Raw genomic sequence first — 18,274 nt, 5'->3', positions numbered from 1 at the left:
TGCAGGCATTATCCGCCAATGTGACGCGGCTGACCTTGATCGTAATCAAATTTCGCAAGGCGCTGTCCCGGCTTGCCAGTCCGCGCGCACTCGCGCATCCTTGTCGTCAGGAGAGAGACCATGCAGATCACGCGCCACCCGCCGGTGAAAACGTCCTTGGAACCGTCGAACCACCCCTACCTGACAGGGCCGTGGACGCCGCTGCACGAGGAAGTCGATGTTGCCGAACTGCGAGTGATTTCGGGTGAGATTCCGGCCGACATTGACGGCATCTATCTGCGCAACACCGAAAATCAGGTGCACCAGCCGCTCGGCCGCCATCATCCTTTTGATGGCGATGCGATGATCCATCAGGTCAATATCTCCGGCGGCAAGGCGAGCTACCGCAACCGCTTTGTCCGCACGCATTGTTTCGAAGCCGAACAGATCGCGGGCCAGAGCCTGTGGGGCGGGCTGATGGACCCGTGGGGCACGTCGAAACGCCCGGGCTTTGGCGCGCATGGGGGTCTCAAGGACACCGGCTCGACCGACATTATCGTTCACGCAGGCACGGCCTATGCCACGCTCTACCAGTGCGGCGAGGCATGGATGCTCGATCCGGTTACGCTGGGGAGCCGGGGCAAGGCGCCTTGGGTGCCGCTGGATGGCATCTCGGCCCACCCTAAGGTCGATGAAGACACTGGCGAGCTGATGTTCTTCAACTACTCCAAGCACGCGCCCTTCATGCATTACGGGGTTGTCGATCGCACCGGGAGCCTTGTGCATTACGTCCCCGTGCCGCTGCCGGGACCGCGCCTGCCGCACGACATGGCGATCACCAAGAACTGGTCGATCCTCAATGATATGCCGCTTTTCTGGGACGAGGAATTGCTCGGGCGGAACATTCATGCCGCGCGGATACACGATGGCGTGCCGACCCGGTTCGGCCTGATCCCGCGCCGCGGCCAGCCGCAGGACATCCGCTGGTTCGAGGCTGCCCCGACCTACGTGCTGCACTGGACCAACGCTTGGGAAGAGGGGGATGAAGTCATCCTCGAAGGCTACCATCAGGCCAAGCCGATGCCCGATCCGCTGGAGGAAATGGGCCGCTACAGCCACATGATGGCCTATGTCGACGAACACTCTTTCCAGAGCCGCCTTCACCGCTGGCGCTTCAACCTGAAAACCGGCGAAACCCGCGAGGAGCGCTTGGGTGAAAAGATCGTCGAATTCGGGATGATCAACCCGCGCTACGCCATGCACAAGAGCCGCTACGTCTGGTCGACGACAACGCGGCCCGGCTGGTTCCTGTTCAATGGCTATGTCCGCCACGACACCGATACGGGCGGGGAACAGGTCTACCGCCTGCCTGAAGGCGTCTATGCGAGCGAAAGCCCGATGATCCCTCGCAAACCCTCCGCCTCAAGTAGCGAAGCGGTAGGCGAACAAGAAGGCTACCTCATCACCTTCCTGATCGACGAGAACACCGGCACCTCCGAATGTGCGATTCTGGATGCGTCGGACATTGCCAAAGGGCCGATCTGCCGTCTCGCCCTGCCGCACAAACTATGCTCGGGGACGCACTCGGTATGGGTCGAGCACGACCAGTTGCGGGCTGACGCGGCCTTCCACGCAAGGCGCTTTGCCACCGCCTGACGGCATGACGTCAAGACGCCGGTCGAAGCGGCAAGGTCGCTCGTCGCCCATTCGGTTGCGCCTGCCCCGCCCCCGGCCTACCGCGCGCGGCTAGGACTTTTGCCCCGGGGGACTCCTTACATGACCTTGCGCCTTGCCCTTGCCGCGTCGACCGCGCTGCTGTTCGTTGCCACGCCTGCGCTCGCCCAGACCGCTGCCGCAACCACGACGACCGCCGCCCCCGCCAGCCAGTCAGAGCACGACAAGCTTTTCGCCCTGTTCGAAGATGCAGACGAACGCGAACTGGCACTCAATCCGCTCAGCCGTCTGTTCCGCGGTGACGAGGAGAATGCGGGCCGGCTGGGCGATCTACTGACCGATTCAAGCTTCCTCGCCTCGCGCACCGACATCAAGCTGAACCTCGCGCTGCTGGCCGCCATTGACCGCGCCAAGCTCGATGCGACCGACGCGCTCGCCTATGATGTGTTCAAGTACACGCAGGAGCGCGCGCTGGCCGGCGTCACCGACGAAATGCGTGCGCTGACCGAGGTGCGCCCGCTCAACCACTTCTTCGGGCTGCACACCTTTTATCCGACATTCGCCAGCGGCACCGGGGTCGCCCCGTTCAAGACCCTCGCCAATTACGAGGACAACCTGTCGCGGCACGATGATTACATCGCCTTCGTCGACCGGGCGATCAGCAAGTTCCGCGATGGCATGAAGAGCGGCGTGGTCGAAACCAAGCTGACTGTCGGGATCATGGTCACCCAGCTCGACACGCAGATCAACCAGCCGATCGCGGAGTCCCAGTACATGGGGCCGGTGAAGACCTTCCCCGAGGGAATCTCCGATGCCGACAAGGCGCGTCTGACGACGGCTTACGAGGCCAAGACCGCCGCAATCTACGCCGCCAACACGCGGCTGCGCGATTTCCTGCGCGACGAGTATCTGCCGGCCGCGCGCGACAGCATCGGGCTCAGCCAGATGAAGGGCGGCGACAAGCTTTACGCCCGGCTGGTCGAGGATTCGACCACCCTGCCGCTCGCCCCGGAGACGATCCACCAGCTTGGCCTTTCGGAAGTCGCGCGCATCAAGGCTGATCTCGAAAAGCTCAAGAAGGAAGTGAAGTTCAAGGGCACGCTGACCCAGTTCTTCGACTATGTCCGCACTGATCCCAAGTTCCAGCCCAAGACCCGCGAAGGGCTGACGCAGGACTATTACCGGATCGGCCGCGAGGTCGATGCCAAGATAGGCGACTACTTCTCGTTGATCCCCAAGTCGCCGCTCGAAATCCGCCCCTATGACCCCACGACCGAGAAGTTCGAAGCGGGCGGCTCCTACCAGTCCGGTTCGGCCGACGGAGCGCGGCCCGGCGTGTTCTATTTCAACGCCTATGACCTGCCGAGCCGCCTGACGCCGGGCAATGTCACGCTGTACCTCCACGAAGGCGCGCCGGGGCACCACTTCCAGATCAGCCTGGCGCAGGAAAACGAGGCCCTGCCCGCGTTCATGCGTTACGGCGGGACGACCGCCTATGTCGAAGGCTGGGCGCTGTATGCCGAGACGCTCGGTTACGAGATGGGCTTCTACAAGGATCCCTGGAACCGCTACGGCACCTTGCAGGACGAACAGCTGCGCGCGATGCGCCTCGTGGTCGATACCGGCATCCACGCCAAGGGCTGGACCCGCGATCAGGCGATCGCATTCATGATGGACAATTCGGGCATGACGCGGACCGAGGTGATCGCCGAAGTGGACCGTTACATCGCGATCCCGTCGCAGGCCCTGGCCTACAAGATCGGCGCCCTGACGATCCAGGAACTGCGCAAGAAGGCCGAACTCAAGCTTGGCCGCAGGTTCGACATCAAGGCATTCCACGAGCAGGTTCTCAACACCGGCGGCCTGCCATTGGCCGTGCTTGAAGCCAAGATCGACCGCTGGATCGCTGCCGAAGCTGCGAAATAGCAGGGCCGGGAACACCCTCCCGGTCATCAACTTGCCGCATTCCAAGCCCCGGTTGCCCGCTCCTGTGGCAGCCGGGGGATTGACGTTCATCTGCTGGCAAGGTGTTGCTGAACAACCACGCCACGCGCAGAAAATTCAAACACGGGCCACCTTACGGGATCGCGGCCCTCACACAGGAGCAATACGCTGTGAAAACCACCATTCGCCACTCGCGCAGCCTCGCACTGATCGCTTTGCTGGGCGCCGTTTCGGCCACCGGCCTTGCCGCCCAGACGCAAACCCAGCCCGAGCAAACCGCGACCGCTGATCAAGGCGAGGTGCTGACCACCGTTTACGGCTCGCTGCCGCCGCTCGCTGAAATGGCCGAGGGACCGAAGGTCACCGGCATCATTTCCGCTCGCCGTGGCTCGCGCCTGCAGGTTACCGCAAACGACGGCACCACCACGATGGTGACGCTGCACCCCGAAACCGAAATCCGCACCCGCGGCGGGTTCCTCGGCATCGGCAACAAGACCTTCGATCAGAGCGCGCTGCTCAACGGCATGCCGGTCGTGGTGAAGACCTCGGAATACGGTCAGGGCCTCGTCGCCAACGAAGTGCGCTTTACCAGCGACGATGCACAGATCGCGCGGATGATCCGCGGCGGCACCCAGCAGCAGTTCGGCGAGCAGGGCGCGGCCATCCAGGCCAACGCCGCCGCCACCGAAGCCCTGCGCGGTCGCCTCGGCGATATCGACAAGTACAACCTCAAGAGCACCACCAATGTCTATTTCGACACCGGCAAGGCTGTGATCTCGCCGGGTGCCAAGGCTGAACTCTGCGCCGCTGCCCAGACCGCCGGAGCAAACGAGAACTCGCTGATGCTGGTGCTCGGCTACACGGATTCGACCGGATCGGAAGAAGTGAACCAGGCGCTTTCGGAAAAGCGCGCGTCGGCGGTGGTCAATTACCTCCAGCAGGTGTGCAAGTGGAAGCCTTACCGCATGCTGACCCCGACCGGCATGGCAACCGCCGATCCGGCGGCTGACAACACCACCGCTGCGGGCCGCGCGCAGAACCGCCGCGTTTCGGTCAATGTGCTGGTGAGCAAGGCGCTCGACGGGCAGTAAATATTGCGTTGGTGTGCTGCGGCGGCCCGTTTCGGGTCGTCGCAGCACGCTGGCTCAACCGATCGGCAACGGCCCGCTGATCGTGGTATTTGGCGGGCCAGCCTCGGGATGAGGCAGGCCGAGCGCACCGTTCACCGCCCGCCGGAGCGGATTGGTGCAATAGGACGGTCCGGTCGCATAATAGATCCGGCCTTCGAGTGTGCGCTTCATGGCGTTCGGTTTGACGATGACCTGACCCGCATTGCCCACGTCCCCGCCTTCGGCAATCGGATCGCAGCGGCGCAGCGTGATGCTGCCATCCGCACCCCGCTCGATCGCCGCGCAGACGAACGGCTGGTAGAACTCCAGAATGCGGACGTTGCTCTGATAAGATCCGTTCTCGTCCGACAGCACGTGTTTCGGATCACGCGGCAGCAGGTCGAGCGCGCCCGGCGCGACGCTCACCCGCTCAGATGATTGGCCGAAATAGCCCGCGACCTGACGGACAATCCCCTGCTGGAAGCCTTGGCCTGCAAACCACCGGTCAAAGGTAGCGGCATCGGCGAACGTCACCTCTGACCGCCAATTGACAGAATTACGCCAGCAATCGCCCAGCCGCACCGACTTGTCACCTGGCCGGTCAACCTTCACCCCTGCGGGCAGGGCGAATGCCTGACTGACCAGTTCGGTCTCGTCATCGAAATACTCGCCCTGGCTGTCGATCCGCAGGATCGCGAAGGGCACCCCGATACAGCCCAGAAACGCGATCGTGGCGAGCGCCTGCACCGGAAAGCTCTTCCAGATGGTGGGAGGCGTCAGTCGATGGCCAAGCAGCAGCAATCCGATGATTGCCGCAGGAACCCCGAACAGCGACAAATGGGCGAAGACAACTTGCGTCATGCCGACAGTTTACCCGCCGGAATGGTAGAAATCGTAAACCAGCTGCGCCATCCGTGCACTGACGCCTGGCGCGCGTTGCAGGTCTTCAAGCGACGCCGCCCGCACTTTCGATGCGGTTCCGAAATGCAACAGCAGCGCGCGCTTGCGCGAAGGGCCGATGCCGGGGATCTCGTCGAGCGGACTGGCGGTGATCGCCTTCGACCGCTTCGCGCGGTGCGCGCCGATGACATAGCGGTGCACTTCGTCACGCAGGTTCTGCAAATGGAACAGCAGCGGCGAGTTCACCGGCAGCATCTTTTCGCGGCCGTCCGGGAAGTGGAAAATCTCGCGCCCGTCGCGTCCGTGGTGCGGTCCCTTGGCGACGCCAATCACCGCAATATCATCCGCTATGCCGATCTCCTCCAGCACCCGCATGACACTCGATAGCTGCCCTTTGCCGCCGTCGATCAGGATCAGGTCCGGCAGGATGGTCTCGTGGCCTCCGGCCTTGGCTTCCGGGTTTTCTTCGCCTTCCGCAAAGTTGCGGAACCGCCGTGCCATCACCTCGCGCATCATCGCGAAGTCATCATTGGTCTGCGCCTCGCGGATGTTGAACTTGCGGTACTGGCCCTTCTCGAACCCGTCCGGCCCGGCCACCACCATTGCGCCCACGGCCTTGCTGCCCTGAATGTGGCTGTTGTCGTAAACCTCGATCCGCTGCGGGGGTGTGTCGAGTTCGAGAAACTCGGCCAGCTCGCGGTTGAGCTTTGCCTTGGTGCCGGTTTCCGCCAGCCGCCGCTCCAACGCCTCCACAGCGTTGCGCTGCGCCTGCGCCATCAGCTTGCGCCGGTCACCACGCTCGGGGACGGAGATCCGCACCTTGCGCCCCGCCACCTCGCTCAAAGCCGCCTCGATCAGCTCGCATTCGGGAAGGTCGCGATCGACAAGAATGGTCGGCGGCGGCGGCACTTCTTCGTAGAATTGCAGCATCACGTCCGCGAGCACCTGCGCCTCCTCCACATCATTGGTGTGGCGCGGGAACAGCGCGCGGTGACCCCAGTTCTGCCCGCCGCGGATGAAGAAGGACTGGACGCTCATCTGCCCCTTGCTGGCGGCAAGCGCGAAGACATCCGCGTCGCCCAGCCCCTGCGCATTGATCGCCTGCGAGCCCTGAATGAAGGTCGCCGCGCGCAGCCGGTCACGCAGCATCGCTGCGGTCTCGAAATCGAGGTTCTGGGCAGCCTCGGCCATCTGTCGTTCGAGATCGGCTTGCACTGCGCCTGACTTGCCCGAGAGGAAATCCTTCGCCTGCCGCACCAGCGCGTCATAGTCCGGCTCGCTGACCCGTCCCACACACGGCGCCGAGCAGCGCTTGATCTGGTAGAGCAAGCAGGGCCGGTCGCGGTTGTTGAAGAAACTGTCGGTGCAGGATCGCAGCAGAAACAGCTTTTGCAGCGCGTTGAGCGTGGTGTTGACGCTGCCCGCGCTGGCGAAGGGGCCGTAGTAATTGCCCTTGGCCCGCCGCGCGCCGCGATGCTTCTGGATGCGCGGAAAAGCATGATCGGCGCGCAGCAGGATGAAGGGAAAGCTCTTGTCGTCGCGCAGCAGCACGTTGAAGGGCGGGCGGAAGCGCTTGATCAGCTGCGCTTCGAGCAGCAGCGCCTCGGCTTCGGAATTGGTGGTGATGATCTCCATCGAACGGGTCTGGCTGATCATCCGCAGAATACGCCCGGACAGCCCGGCGATCTGGGTGTAGTTGGCGACACGCGCCTTCAGCGATCGCGCCTTGCCCACATACAGCACCTCGCCCCGGGCATCGAGCATCCGGTACACGCCGGGAACGGGCTTCAAGACCTTCACCGTCTCGCGGATCGCCTGCAACCCGCCTTCCAGATCGGGTTGCGCGCTGGACACGGTGTAGGCGGCGCGCTCTTCGTTGAAGCGCTCCGCACCGCGCGGATCGTGAGGGGTGCCTGCGGGGGTCTTGGCCATGGGGTGCAGATAGGGACTGCGGGGGGCGATTGGCAATTCCCGCGCGTGCGCCTATCCGCGCCTCTATGGATCAGTTCGACGTCATCATCCTCGGCGCAGGTGCGGCCGGGCTTTTTTGCGCCGGGCAGGCGGGCCAGCGCGGTTTGCGGGTCGCATTGCTGGAAAAGGCCGATGCGCCCGGGAAGAAGATCCTGATCTCGGGCGGCGGACGCTGCAACTTCACCAATCTGGGGGCCGGGCCTGACAATTATCTGTCCGCCAATCCGCATTTCGCCAAGAGCGCACTTGCCCGTTATACGCCCGCCGACTTTATCGCGCTGGTCGAACGATATGACATCGCGTGGCACGAAAAGACGCTGGGGCAATTGTTCTGTGTTGGCTCGGCCAAGCAGATCGTGGCGATGCTGCTGGATGAATGCCCGCCTGACAGGGTGACACTCACCTGCGGGGTCGATGTAGCGGAGGTCGCGCGGGGGGATGACGGGGCGTTCACCGTCACCGCCAGCGATGGCCGCAGTTGGCGCGCTCCCGCTTTGGTGATCGCCACGGGCGGCCCCTCGATCCCCAAGATGGGGGCGAGCGATTTTGCCTATCGCCTTGCGCGCCATTTCGGGTTGAAGGTGGTGGAGCCCCGCCCTGCCCTCGTGCCGCTGACATTGGGCGGCGAAGACGCGCTGTTCCGCGAGCTTTCCGGCGTCGCCGCGCCGGTGCGGGCGCGGGCTGGCAGGGCGGAATTCGCCGAGGCCGCGTTGTTCACCCACAAGGGGCTGTCAGGCCCGGCGATATTGCAGGTCTCGTCCTATTGGCGGCACGGAGAAGAGGTTGGCATCACCTTTCTGCCCGACGCCGCAACCGACTGGCTACTGGCGGCCAAGCGCGATCGCCCGCGCACGCATTTGCGGACGCTGCTGCGCGAAGCCCTGCCCGCGCGGCTCGCCGATGCGCTGGCCGACCGGATCGGGCTGGAGCGGGAATTGGGCAACCTGTCGGACAAGGATTTGCGCGCTGCGCAGACCCAGCTGGCCGACTGGCGGTTTGCCCCGAACGGCACCGAGGGGCTGGCCAAGGCCGAAGTCACCGCAGGGGGCATTGCCACGGCAGAGCTCTCCAGCCGCACGATGGAGGCCGGCAAGGTGCCCGGCCTCTATGCCATCGGCGAGGCGGTCGACGTCACCGGCTGGCTTGGCGGGTACAACTTCCAATGGGCCTGGGCGAGCGGCTATGCTTGTGCAGAGGCGCTCGCCCAGAGGACCTAGAACAACTTCCGCAGATCGATGCCGAGGTAGAGGCCCAGCGGGTCGATCACGAAGGGTTGGTAATTCACCGGCGTGATGCCGTTCGAATCCCGCACCTGTCGCTGCGCATCGAACAGGTTGTCGGCCACGAGGCTGACACGGAAGTCCTTGAGCAGGCCTTCGTTCTTGCCCGTGATTTCGCCCATGTTGGCAAATACCCGCAGGTTGAAGGTGACGATGTCGTCGAAGAACAGGTCGGTGCTGCCGACCGAACCATCAAGCCGCGTCTCGCCGGTGTAGATACCCGAGAGGCGGAAGCCCATGCCCTTGCCGAACAGACCTGCTTCCAGCCGGCTCGAATGGCGCGGCTGGCCGAAGGCACCGGTCGCCTGCCCGTCGAGCTGGTCGAGAGGATCGAGACCGGTGGCGATCAGGATCTCGTTCTTGAGCTCGATCGTGTGGGTCAGGTTGAAGAAGTAACGCCAGCCCGGGAAGCTGCGCTGGGCGAGCGGGTTGAACGCCGGACCGCCTGCCGGTGCTCCGCCAGCCGCTGCCGGAGGGCCGCCAGCGCCCTGTGCCGCGGGCGCAGCCGCGCAGAAGCGCTGCTTGAACTGCTCCAGCGCCTCGGGCGGGATATTGCCATTGGCGTCGCGCGACCGGTCGAGCGCCATCTTGATGAAGGCGGGATCGACGCCCGGAAGTTCGGCCGAGACGTCCTCGCCGCGTTCGATCTTGGCGACCAGCTCGGCAATGGCGGTGGTGCCATCCGGGCCGCAGGCGCGTTCCCGGAAGGCGGCGAGCTGCGGGGGGAGACCAGCCGGTGCCCCGCCTGCGCGAGCGCCTGCTGGAGCACCCGGTGCACCGCCACCCATCATGGCCGGATCAAAGCTGCAAATGCGGGTGCGGAACTGTGCCAGACGGGCTGGATCGATTTTCCCATCGGCACCGCGCACCCGCGCCAGCATCGGGGCGAGACGCGCAGGGTCAATGCCCGGAAACTCGGCAGAGATATCCGCGCCGCTATCGATAGCGGCCACCAGCTTTTCGAGGAAGGCAAGCCCATCATCCGCGCACAGGCGGGTGCGGAAGGCCATGAACTGTTCGCGCTGCTCGGGCGTGGGCGCACCGCCAAAGCCGCCGCCAGCGGGAGGCCCGCCCGCGCCTGCTTGCGGAGCCGGAGCCGCACCCGTGGTTGGCGGAGCAGGCTGGGGCGCCGCAGCCGCAGGAGCGCCGCCGCCCCCGCCGAAGCGTCCACCGCCGCCGCCGCGACCGCCAAAGCCGCCGGGGCCACCTTCGGCAGGCGCACCGATGCTGCCATTGGTCGAGAAGGTGAACTGCACGCGGTCAGCCCGCGTCTCGGCGAAGCTCACCTGACGCCGGTCAACCCGGACAATCCGGCCGCTGCCATCACGCGTCACCCGGCCCGGGAAGGCCGCTTCGATGTCCGAAGTGATCTGCGGGAAGCCGCTCACCACATTGTCCGAACGGTTGCGAATGTAATCCACCGTCAGGCGCGAATTCTCCCAGAACGGCAGCTCCCAATTGGCCGAGAACTTCCAGTCGCGCTGGGTTTCAGCCGGGAGATCGGGATTGCCGCCGGTCAGCACCTCGGCCAGCACCGTCTCGCCGCGCACCAGATCGAAGACCGGCACGTTGAGATTGACGATCTGCGGATTGCCGAGGGAGGTCAATCCCGGCGCAACCTCGCGCCAGATGTAGGTCGCGGAAAGGTCAAGCCCGTCAACCGGTTGCCAGGTCAGACCGGCGTTCCAGTCTCCCAGCACGCCAAAATCGCTAAGATCCTCGACCCCGGCCTGAAGGTTGAGGGTGAAGCTGCCGAGCGCATCGAGGAATTCCTCGCGGCGGCTGGTCAGCGGGATCACCACATTGGCCCCGGTCGACAGATTGCGCCGGGTCAGCGCCACATCCTGACCGGAGCGCGTATCGGCGCTTTCAATCCGCTGCCAGTTGAGCCCGACATCGAAGGTCGCGAGCACTTCCCCTGCGGGCAGGTTGACGAGCGGGCCTTCGAGCGTGGTCAGCGAGCTTCCGGTGATCGAGCGGCTGCGCGCCAGATCAAAGCCGTTATCGGTGTCGGTCGGCAGCGGGCCGGTGACGGCAAGCGTGCCAGCCAGCGCTGCGTTCTGGAACACCTGAAGCTGGTCCGGCCGCAACCGCCGGTCGATGGCGGTCTCGCTCTCGGCAAGCGAACCATCGAAGGTGCTGGTCAGGCGGAAGGCGTTGACCGGCTTGGTGATCGACCCTGCGGTCGACACCGTGTCGGTCGAGGACCGCCGGGCCAGCGGCGTGTCCCCGCCAAAGGTGCGCACCACGCCCGGTCCGGCCGGCGTTGCGCTCAGCACCACGGTGTTCAACCCGTCAAGGCTGCGGCTTTCGTTGCGGGAGTAATTGATGTTGGCACTGAGCGAGGTTCCGCTGTCGATGATTGCCTTGGCCCATGACAGGTTGGCATCAAGGCCGAAGGTATCGGCCAGCAGGCTGCGGAACCGCGCCGGATCAGGATCGCCCGCAACCCCGGAGACCGAACCGGGTGTCTGGGGAATGTCGCGCTCCGCCTCGGTCAGAAGGCTCGCGTCTTCAACCTGGATGTTCGCATTGATCCGCCCGCCATCGGCGATCTTGAGGATGCCAAGCTGCTGTTCGTTGCGGCTGTAGCCCCCGCGCGAAGGCGCCTCGAACTCGAGATCGACCTGGCGGTTCGAATAATTGTCCTTGAGGATCAGGTTGATCACGCGGCGATCAGGCGGAAAGCCGAAGCGCTGGGCCACTTCTTCGGGAAATACTTCGACCCGTGCGAGCGATTCAGGCGGGTAATTGGCGAATTCGCGGAAGGAACCGATGCGGATTCCGTTGACGAGGATCACCGGTTGCCCGCCGCCGCCGCGCCCCCGCGCAGAGCCGGTGCGCGCACTGATCTGGGCGATCAGATCGGTGATGGACGTGACGCCCTCGGCAGCAATCGCCGTCTCGTCAAGCTGGAGCAAGGGAGCCTGATCGACGAACAGCTGTCCGCGCAGCCGCCCGGAACGGACGATGATCTCGTTATCGCTGCCAACGGTATCGCTTGCGCTTTCGGGTTCCTGTTCTTCGGGCTGGGCAACAGTCTCGGGCTGCGGCTGGACAGTGGTGCCCGCTGTTTCCGCAGAAAGCGGCAGCGTGACCGCAAGGCACAAGGCACAGGTGCCTGCGCGCAGACCGGCGCGGGAAAGCGGGGAGAGGTTCATGTAGTCCCTTTGGTTACAAAACTAGCGGCAGGGCGGCTGTTACCGCTCCCTTGGGGCCATTGGATTACGCATGGTGCGGCCCGGCAGATGCGTGCCGCCATGTGAACGGAACCTGCGCAAAGCCCGGCAGATCATAACCCCTAACGCACGAGCCTTCCCTTTTGGTTCCCGCATCGCTAAAGCGCAGCCGCAAATCGACGGGCGTATTGTGCGCCGCAAAACGAAAAAGGAATTTCATGGCCAAGGAAGAACTCCTCGAAATGCGCGGGCGCGTGGTTGAGTTGCTGCCCAATGCGATGTTCCGGGTGGAGCTTGAAAACGGCCATGAGGTTCTCGGCCACACCGCGGGCAAGATGCGCAAGAATCGCATCCGCGTGCTGGTGGGCGACGAAGTGCTGTGCGAGTTGACGCCTTATGACCTTACCAAGGCGCGCATCACCTACCGCTTCATGCCGGGTCGCGGCGGCCCCGGCCCGCAGTAATTGCCTGCGGCCCTGATGGGCGCGCCTCATCTCACACTGGCTTCGGCTTCCCCCCGGCGGCGCGAACTGCTGGGGCGGCTCGGGCTTGATCCGAACGCCGTCACCCCCGCCGATATCGACGAGACCCCGCTCAAGGGCGAACTTCCGCGCGCCTATGCCCTGCGCATGGGCCGTGAAAAGGCTCTGGCGGTGGACGCGCCCGGCGTCGTGCTGGCAGGCGACACCGTGGTCGCGGTCGGACGGCGAATCCTGCCCAAGACCGAAACCGAAGCGGAGGCCCGCGCCTGCCTCGAACTGATGAGCGGGCGTCGCCATCAGGTGCTTTCCAGCATCGTGCTGCGCGCGCCCGACGGCACTCTGCGCGAGCGCTTGTCGGAGACGATCGTCCATTTCAAGCGGCTGAGCCACGAAGAGATCGCTGCCTATCTTGCGGGCGGCGAATGGCAGGGCAAGGCGGGCGGCTATGCCATCCAGGGCGCGGCGGAAGGCCTGATCGAATGGATCAGAGGCAGCCATTCGGGTGTGATGGGCTTGCCGCTCTATGAAACGCGGGCGCTGCTGAAGGCGGCGGGGTTCGCGCTTGGCTGAGTGGCTGATCGAGGACGGCATCGGCGAGCGGCGGGCGCTGCTGGTCGAAGGCGAGCAAGTGCTGGCCGCAAAACTGTTCTGGCAGGGCGAATTGGCCGCCGGCGCGCGCGTCACCGGCAAGCTCGCTGCCAAGCTCAAAGGCACCCGGCGCGGGGTCGCGCTGCTGGATAACGGCGGCGAGGCTTTGGTTGATCAGCTCCCCCCGTCGGTGACCGAGGGGCAGAGCCTCGATCTGGTCATAACCCGCGCCAGCCTTGCCGAACGCGGTCGGCTTAAGCGCGCGCAGGCGCGGGTGGCGGGAGCCGATGCGCCCCCGCCGTCCCCCGCCATCCCTGAAGGCCGCACCGTCCGGCGCTTCCCGGCAGGCCTTTGGGAGGAGGTGTGGCACGCAGCGTCCTCCGCCAGCCTCGACTTTCCCGGCGGCGAAGTGCTGGCCAGCGTGACGCCTGCGATGACGGTGATCGACATCGACGGCATCGGCACCCCGCGCGAAGTCGCGCTGGCGGCGGTTCCGGCGGTTGCGCGGGCCTTGGCCTGGTTCGATATCGCGGGGAACATCGGCATCGATTTTCCGACTCTCGCGACGAAGGAGGATCGGCGCGCTGTCGACGCTGCACTTGATGCGGCGCTGGATCACTGGCCGCATGAACGCACCGCGATGAACGGCTTCGGCTTCGTCCAGCTTGTGGCGCGGCTCGAAGGACCGTCGCTCTTGCACCGATTCGCCACCGCCCGGCTCGGGGCATCGGCGCGGATGGCATTGCGGCAGGCAGAACTGGCAGCGGATCAGGGGACCGGGCGGGTGCTGCAACTGACCGTGCACCCCGCTCTCAAGGCAAAGCTGGATCAGGCGTGGCTGGACGAACTGGCCCGCCGGACCGGGCGCGTGTTGGACATCGCATTCGATCCAACACTTGCGATAGAGACAGCCAATACCCAGCTTGTCCCCGCATGACCCTATCTGCGCATAAGCCCTGCCCGATCTGCCGTAAGCCACGGCACCCGGATCATCATCCCTTCTGCTCGGCCCGCTGCCGGGATCGGGATCTGGCGCGCTGGTTCTCGGATTCCTATGCCGTTCCCGGCCCGCCCGCCGATCCTGACGAAGTGGCGCAGGAAAGCTGGCGCGAGCAGGATTGAGCGGCGCGCGATATTCCTGCGCAATGCCCACGAAATCCCCTTGCCAACACTATCCGCCTTCGCCATAGGGCCGCTCTCATTTGCTCGCCGGGGCAGCCACATGGCTTTTCCCCGTCGCTCGCAGCGAATGCCCGGGTAGCTCAGGGGTAGAGCAGCGGATTGAAAATCCGCGTGTCGGTGGTTCAAATCCGCCCCCGGGCACCATTCGCTAAAGGCCTGAGCCGAGCTGGGAGTGCCGACCTGATGTCCCGCCGCACCAAACTCTATGAAGGCAAGGCCAAGATCCTCTACGAGGGTCCGGAACCGGGCACGCTGATCCAGTATTTCAAGGACGATGCGACCGCCTTCAACGCGGAGAAGAAGGGGACGATCAACGGCAAGGGCGTGATCAACAATCGCATCAGCGAACACGTCTTCACCCGTCTCGCCCATATCGGCATCCCGACCCACTTTATCCGCCGCCTCAACATGCGCGAGCAGCTGATCCGGCAGGTTGAAATCATTCCTCTGGAAGTGGTGCTCCGCAATGTCGCTGCCGGCTCGATTTCCAAGCGCCTCGGGATCGAGGAAGGCGAGCCTCTGCCGCACACGCTGATCGAGTATTACTACAAGGACGACGCGCTCGGCGATCCGTTGGTCGCCGAAGAGCATATCGCCTGCTTCAACTGGGCGTCGAACGAGGAGATGCACGACATTTCCTCGATGGCGATCCGCATCAATGATTTCCTGTGCGGGATGTTCGCCGCGATCGACATCCGTCTGGTCGACTTCAAGCTGGAATTCGGCCGCCTGTACGATGGCGACTACAGCCGCGTGATCCTCGCCGACGAGATCAGCCCGGACGGCTGCCGGTTGTGGGACATGAACACCGGCGAGAAACTCGACAAGGACCGCTTCCGCCGCGACCTTGGCGGCGAGGAAGAGGCTTACCGCGAAGTTGCCCGCCGTCTGGGCCTGCTCAATGGTGAGGACAACGGCCCGGGTGAGGTGTTCGACCTGTCCCACGCTCGCTCGCGCCTGCGTGGCCCGCCGCCCCTGAAGAAATAGGCTGACAGCCCTTTTTCAGGCGCTACTCTCGGCAAGGTCGCAGCCTTCCGAAAGGCGCTTGATATCCATGCGGAATTTTCCCTTTGTCGCCAGCCTCTTGCTGGCACTGTCACCGCTCGCTTTAACCACCGCGCTCGCCGCGCAGGAAACCCCCGCCGCCGAAGCGCCAGCTGACGCGCCCGCGCCGGTCTGGGCCTTCGAAAGCAGCGACGTTCCGGTTGATCAGGGATATACTTTCGGGCGGCTCGGCAACGGGATGCGCTACATCATTCGCCGCAACGCCACGCCCGCGGGCACGGCGCTGGTGCGGATGCGGGTGGATTCGGGCGCGCTGGAGGAAACCGATACCGAACGCGGTCTCTCCCACTATCTCGAGCACATGGCCTTCAACGGTTCCAAAGGCATCCCCGAAGGCGAGATGATCAAGCTGCTTGAGCGCGAGGGACTGGCCTTTGGTGCAGACACCAATGCCTCGACCGGGTTCGAAGCAATCACATACATGCTCAACCTTCCGCGTAACGACGAGGCCTTGCTCGGCACGGCGCTGATGCTGATGCGCGAGACCGCAAGCGAGCTGACCATCTCGGAAGACGCGGTTAAGCGCGAGCGCGGCGTTATCCTTGCTGAAAAGCGCGACCGGGCCGGCTTCCAGCAGCGCAATTTCGAAGACAATGTCGCCTTCCTCGCGCCCGGCGCGCGATACGCAAACCGCATCCCGATCGGCACGTCGGAGGTTCTTGAAGGTGCGACTGCCGCTCAAATCCGCGCGCTCTATGAACGCACCTATACGCCTTCGAACACAGTGCTCGTCGTCGTCGGCGATTATCCGGTCGAAGTGGTCGAAGCCGCGATCCGCACGCGCTTTGCCGACTGGAAACCTGGCGCTTCCCCCGCCGATCCCGATGCCGGGCCGATCGACGTGACAGCCATGGGCAAGACCGACATCCACATCGATCCCGCGCTGTCCGAAAGCGTCGCGATCAGCCGCCTCGCCCCGTGGCGCGACGAGCCTGACACCATCGCCAACCGACGCGGCGGTCTGATGCGCGGGATCGGTTATGCGGTCATCAACCGCCGGCTTGCGCGGTTGGCGCTGACGCCCGACGCGCCGTTCCGCGGGGCGAGCTATGGCACCGGCGACATTTTCAAAGAAGCGCGCATCACCAGCCTGTCCGTGAGCAGCGTCGACGGGGAGTGGAAGAAGGGGATGCTCACCGCTGTGCGCGAGGTCAATCAGGCGCTCGCCTACGGCTTTACCCAAGCCGAGGTGGCCGAGCAGCTCGCCAATATCCGCACCGCGCTGGAAAATGCTGTGAACTCAGCGGACACCCGCAGCAACGCGGTGTTCGCGGGCTCGGCGCTGGCTCTTGTCAGTGACGAGCGTGTGCCGACCACGCCGGAATGGGCTCTTGCCGAGTTCGAACGCCTCGCCCCCGAAATCACGCCCGAGGCGGCATGGAAGGCCGTGCGGGCCGACGCCGCACCGCTGGAAGAACCGCTGATCCGCTTCGAAGGTCGCACCGCGCCCGACGGCGGCGAGGCAGCACTTCGCGGTGCCTTTGCCGAAGGCATCGCCCTGCCAATTGCCGCGCCTGCCGATACCGGCCCGCTCGCCTTCGGCTACAGTGATTTCGGCCCGTCAGGCACGGTGGTGTCCGATACCGTTGAGGAAAGACTCGGCATCCGCCGCATCGTCTTTGCCAATGGCGTGCGATTGAACGTGAAGCGCACCGATGTGCGCAAGGATCGCATCGCCTTTTCCTTCGCGCTCGATGGCGGCAGCCTGCTGAACACCAGGGAGGCCCCGCTAGCGACCTATCTGGCGGGCTCGCTCGATGGCGGCGGGCTCGGCAAGCACAGCACCGACGAGCTGACCAGCCTGTTCGCCGGGCGCAGTGTCTCGCTCCAGTTGGGGCGCAGCACCGACACCTTCACCGCATCAGCCATCACCACTCCGCGCGATCTGTTGCTGCAGATGCAGGTCACCGCGGCGCTGATCACCGATCCCGGTTACCGGCCCGAGGCGGTCGAGCGGTTCCGCAAGGGCATCGACAACTTCTTCAACACCCTCACCTCCACCCCAGGCCGCGCCCTTTCGGCGGCACAGGGCGGCATCATCCACGACAACGACCCGCGCTTTGCCTTGCGCCCCAAGGAAGAGTTCTTCGCGCTCGATTTCAAGCAATTGCAGGCGGTGATCGGTGACCGGCTGGCGTCGGGCGCGATCGAGATTGGGCTGGCGGGTGATCTGGACGAGGCAGAGGCCATCGCGGCGGTCGCGGCAACCTTCGGCGCGCTGACCCCGCGCGAGGCAGAGTTCCAGCCTCGCCCCGAGGCGCGGATCGTCAGTTTCACCAAGGTTCGCGGCCCACGGATGCTCACCCATCAGGGCGAGGCCGATCAGGCGCTGCTGCATTGGGTCTGGCCGACCACCGACGACAGCGATCAGGCCGAAGCTCTGCGGCTCAACCTGCTCGCGCGGATCGTGCGGCTGGAGCTGACCGACCGGCTGCGCGAACAGCTGGGGCAGGCCTATTCGCCCTCGGCCGGATCGGACACAAGCGAGCACTACCCAGGCTTCGGCACCTTCACGATCAGCACTTCGGTGGCGGTCGATCAGGTCGAACCAAGCCGCGCGGCGCTCACTCAGCTGGTCGAAGACCTGCGCGCAGGCCCGCTGGATCCCGACATCATCGAACGCGCGCGCAAGCCCTATTTCGAGTCCTACAACAACTACCTCAAGGACTTGGGCGGCTGGATCACGCTGGCCGCGCGCGCGCAGAGCGAACCGGAGAACATCGACGAATATCTCGATGCACCCGCTATCATGGCTGCGATTACGCCCGAGGATATTCACCAGATGGCACTGAAATACCTCGTGCCCGAGGGGGCGGTCGAATTCACCGTGCTGCCGGAAGCTGTTGCCACGCCCGCGCCCCGGAAATGAAAAAGCCGGCAGGTCGCCCCCTGCCGGCTTTCCCCTAATGGCGCGCCCCGCT

The 18,274-nt window shown here is 64.8% G+C and carries 13 protein-coding genes and 1 tRNA gene; 11 read left to right on the top strand and 3 right to left on the bottom strand.

Annotated elements, in window-relative coordinates:
• Positions 1-120 precede the first annotated feature (120 nt).
• The 3 genes from KVF90_RS08855 to KVF90_RS08845 all read left to right on the top strand — a co-directional run bounded on the left by KVF90_RS08855 (position 121) and on the right by KVF90_RS08845 (position 4,688).
• Entirely contained in the window at positions 121-1,635 is a 1,515-nt protein-coding gene (locus KVF90_RS08855) for a carotenoid oxygenase family protein (RefSeq protein ID WP_264391225.1), read from the top strand.
• A gap of 120 nt (positions 1,636-1,755) precedes the next feature.
• Positions 1,756-3,579, top strand: a complete 1,824-nt coding sequence (locus tag KVF90_RS08850; RefSeq protein ID WP_264391224.1) for a DUF885 domain-containing protein — start codon at positions 1,756-1,758, stop codon at positions 3,577-3,579.
• A gap of 188 nt (positions 3,580-3,767) precedes the next feature.
• Entirely contained in the window at positions 3,768-4,688 is a 921-nt protein-coding gene (locus tag KVF90_RS08845) for an OmpA family protein (protein WP_264391223.1), read from the top strand.
• Between the two features lie 54 nt (positions 4,689-4,742).
• Here the strand turns inward: KVF90_RS08845 and KVF90_RS08840 are convergent, their stop codons facing one another.
• Positions 4,743-5,567 carry a hypothetical protein gene (locus tag KVF90_RS08840; RefSeq protein WP_264391222.1) on the bottom strand — a complete coding sequence of 275 codons (825 nt, stop codon included), beginning with the start codon at positions 5,565-5,567 and terminating at the stop codon, positions 4,743-4,745.
• 9 nt (positions 5,568-5,576) lie between these two features.
• Entirely contained in the window at positions 5,577-7,538 is a 1,962-nt protein-coding gene (gene uvrC / locus KVF90_RS08835; RefSeq protein WP_264391221.1) for an excinuclease ABC subunit UvrC, read from the bottom strand.
• 65 nt (positions 7,539-7,603) lie between these two features.
• Between uvrC and KVF90_RS08830 the strand changes: the two genes are divergently transcribed.
• Positions 7,604-8,794, top strand: coding sequence for an NAD(P)/FAD-dependent oxidoreductase (locus KVF90_RS08830; protein ID WP_264391220.1), 1,191 nt, complete (start codon positions 7,604-7,606; stop codon positions 8,792-8,794).
• On the opposite strand, the gene KVF90_RS08825 is transcribed toward KVF90_RS08830, so the two are convergent.
• Complete coding sequence (locus KVF90_RS08825) at positions 8,791-12,018, bottom strand: hypothetical protein (RefSeq protein WP_264391219.1); 3,228 nt, start codon at positions 12,016-12,018, stop codon at positions 8,791-8,793. The two genes, KVF90_RS08830 and KVF90_RS08825, sit on opposite strands and share 4 nt — an antisense overlap.
• A 236-nt stretch (positions 12,019-12,254) precedes the next feature.
• Between KVF90_RS08825 and infA the strand changes: the two genes are divergently transcribed.
• The 7 genes from infA to KVF90_RS08790 all read left to right on the top strand — a co-directional run bounded on the left by infA (position 12,255) and on the right by KVF90_RS08790 (position 18,222).
• Positions 12,255-12,500 carry a translation initiation factor IF-1 gene (gene infA / locus KVF90_RS08820; RefSeq protein ID WP_007163491.1) on the top strand — a complete coding sequence of 82 codons (246 nt, stop codon included), beginning with the start codon at positions 12,255-12,257 and terminating at the stop codon, positions 12,498-12,500.
• A gap of 15 nt (positions 12,501-12,515) precedes the next feature.
• Positions 12,516-13,088, top strand: a complete 573-nt coding sequence (locus tag KVF90_RS08815; protein WP_264391218.1) for a Maf family protein — start codon at positions 12,516-12,518, stop codon at positions 13,086-13,088.
• A complete protein-coding gene (locus KVF90_RS08810) occupies positions 13,081-14,043 on the top strand; it encodes a ribonuclease (protein ID WP_264391217.1) in 963 nt (320 codons plus the stop codon). The genes KVF90_RS08815 and KVF90_RS08810 overlap by 8 nt, the downstream gene beginning before the upstream one ends.
• Positions 14,040-14,228 carry a DNA gyrase inhibitor YacG gene (yacG, locus tag KVF90_RS08805; RefSeq protein ID WP_264391216.1) on the top strand — a complete coding sequence of 63 codons (189 nt, stop codon included), beginning with the start codon at positions 14,040-14,042 and terminating at the stop codon, positions 14,226-14,228. The genes KVF90_RS08810 and yacG overlap by 4 nt, the downstream gene beginning before the upstream one ends.
• Positions 14,229-14,357: 129 nt before the next feature.
• A tRNA-Phe gene (locus KVF90_RS08800) sits at positions 14,358-14,432 on the top strand.
• 39 nt (positions 14,433-14,471) lie between these two features.
• The gene (gene purC, locus KVF90_RS08795) at positions 14,472-15,275 is read left to right on the top strand and encodes a phosphoribosylaminoimidazolesuccinocarboxamide synthase (protein WP_264391215.1); all 804 of its coding nucleotides are present in this window, start codon (positions 14,472-14,474) and stop codon (positions 15,273-15,275) included.
• Positions 15,276-15,342: 67 nt separating this feature from the next.
• Entirely contained in the window at positions 15,343-18,222 is a 2,880-nt protein-coding gene (locus KVF90_RS08790; RefSeq protein WP_264391214.1) for a M16 family metallopeptidase, read from the top strand.
• Positions 18,223-18,274 lie beyond the last annotated feature (52 nt).

The organism is Porphyrobacter sp. ULC335 (assembly GCF_025917005.1).
Lineage (GTDB): Bacteria > Pseudomonadota > Alphaproteobacteria > Sphingomonadales > Sphingomonadaceae > Erythrobacter.
The sequence above is the reverse complement of the archived record's forward strand: the minus strand, read 5'-3'. Positions and strand labels throughout refer to the sequence as shown.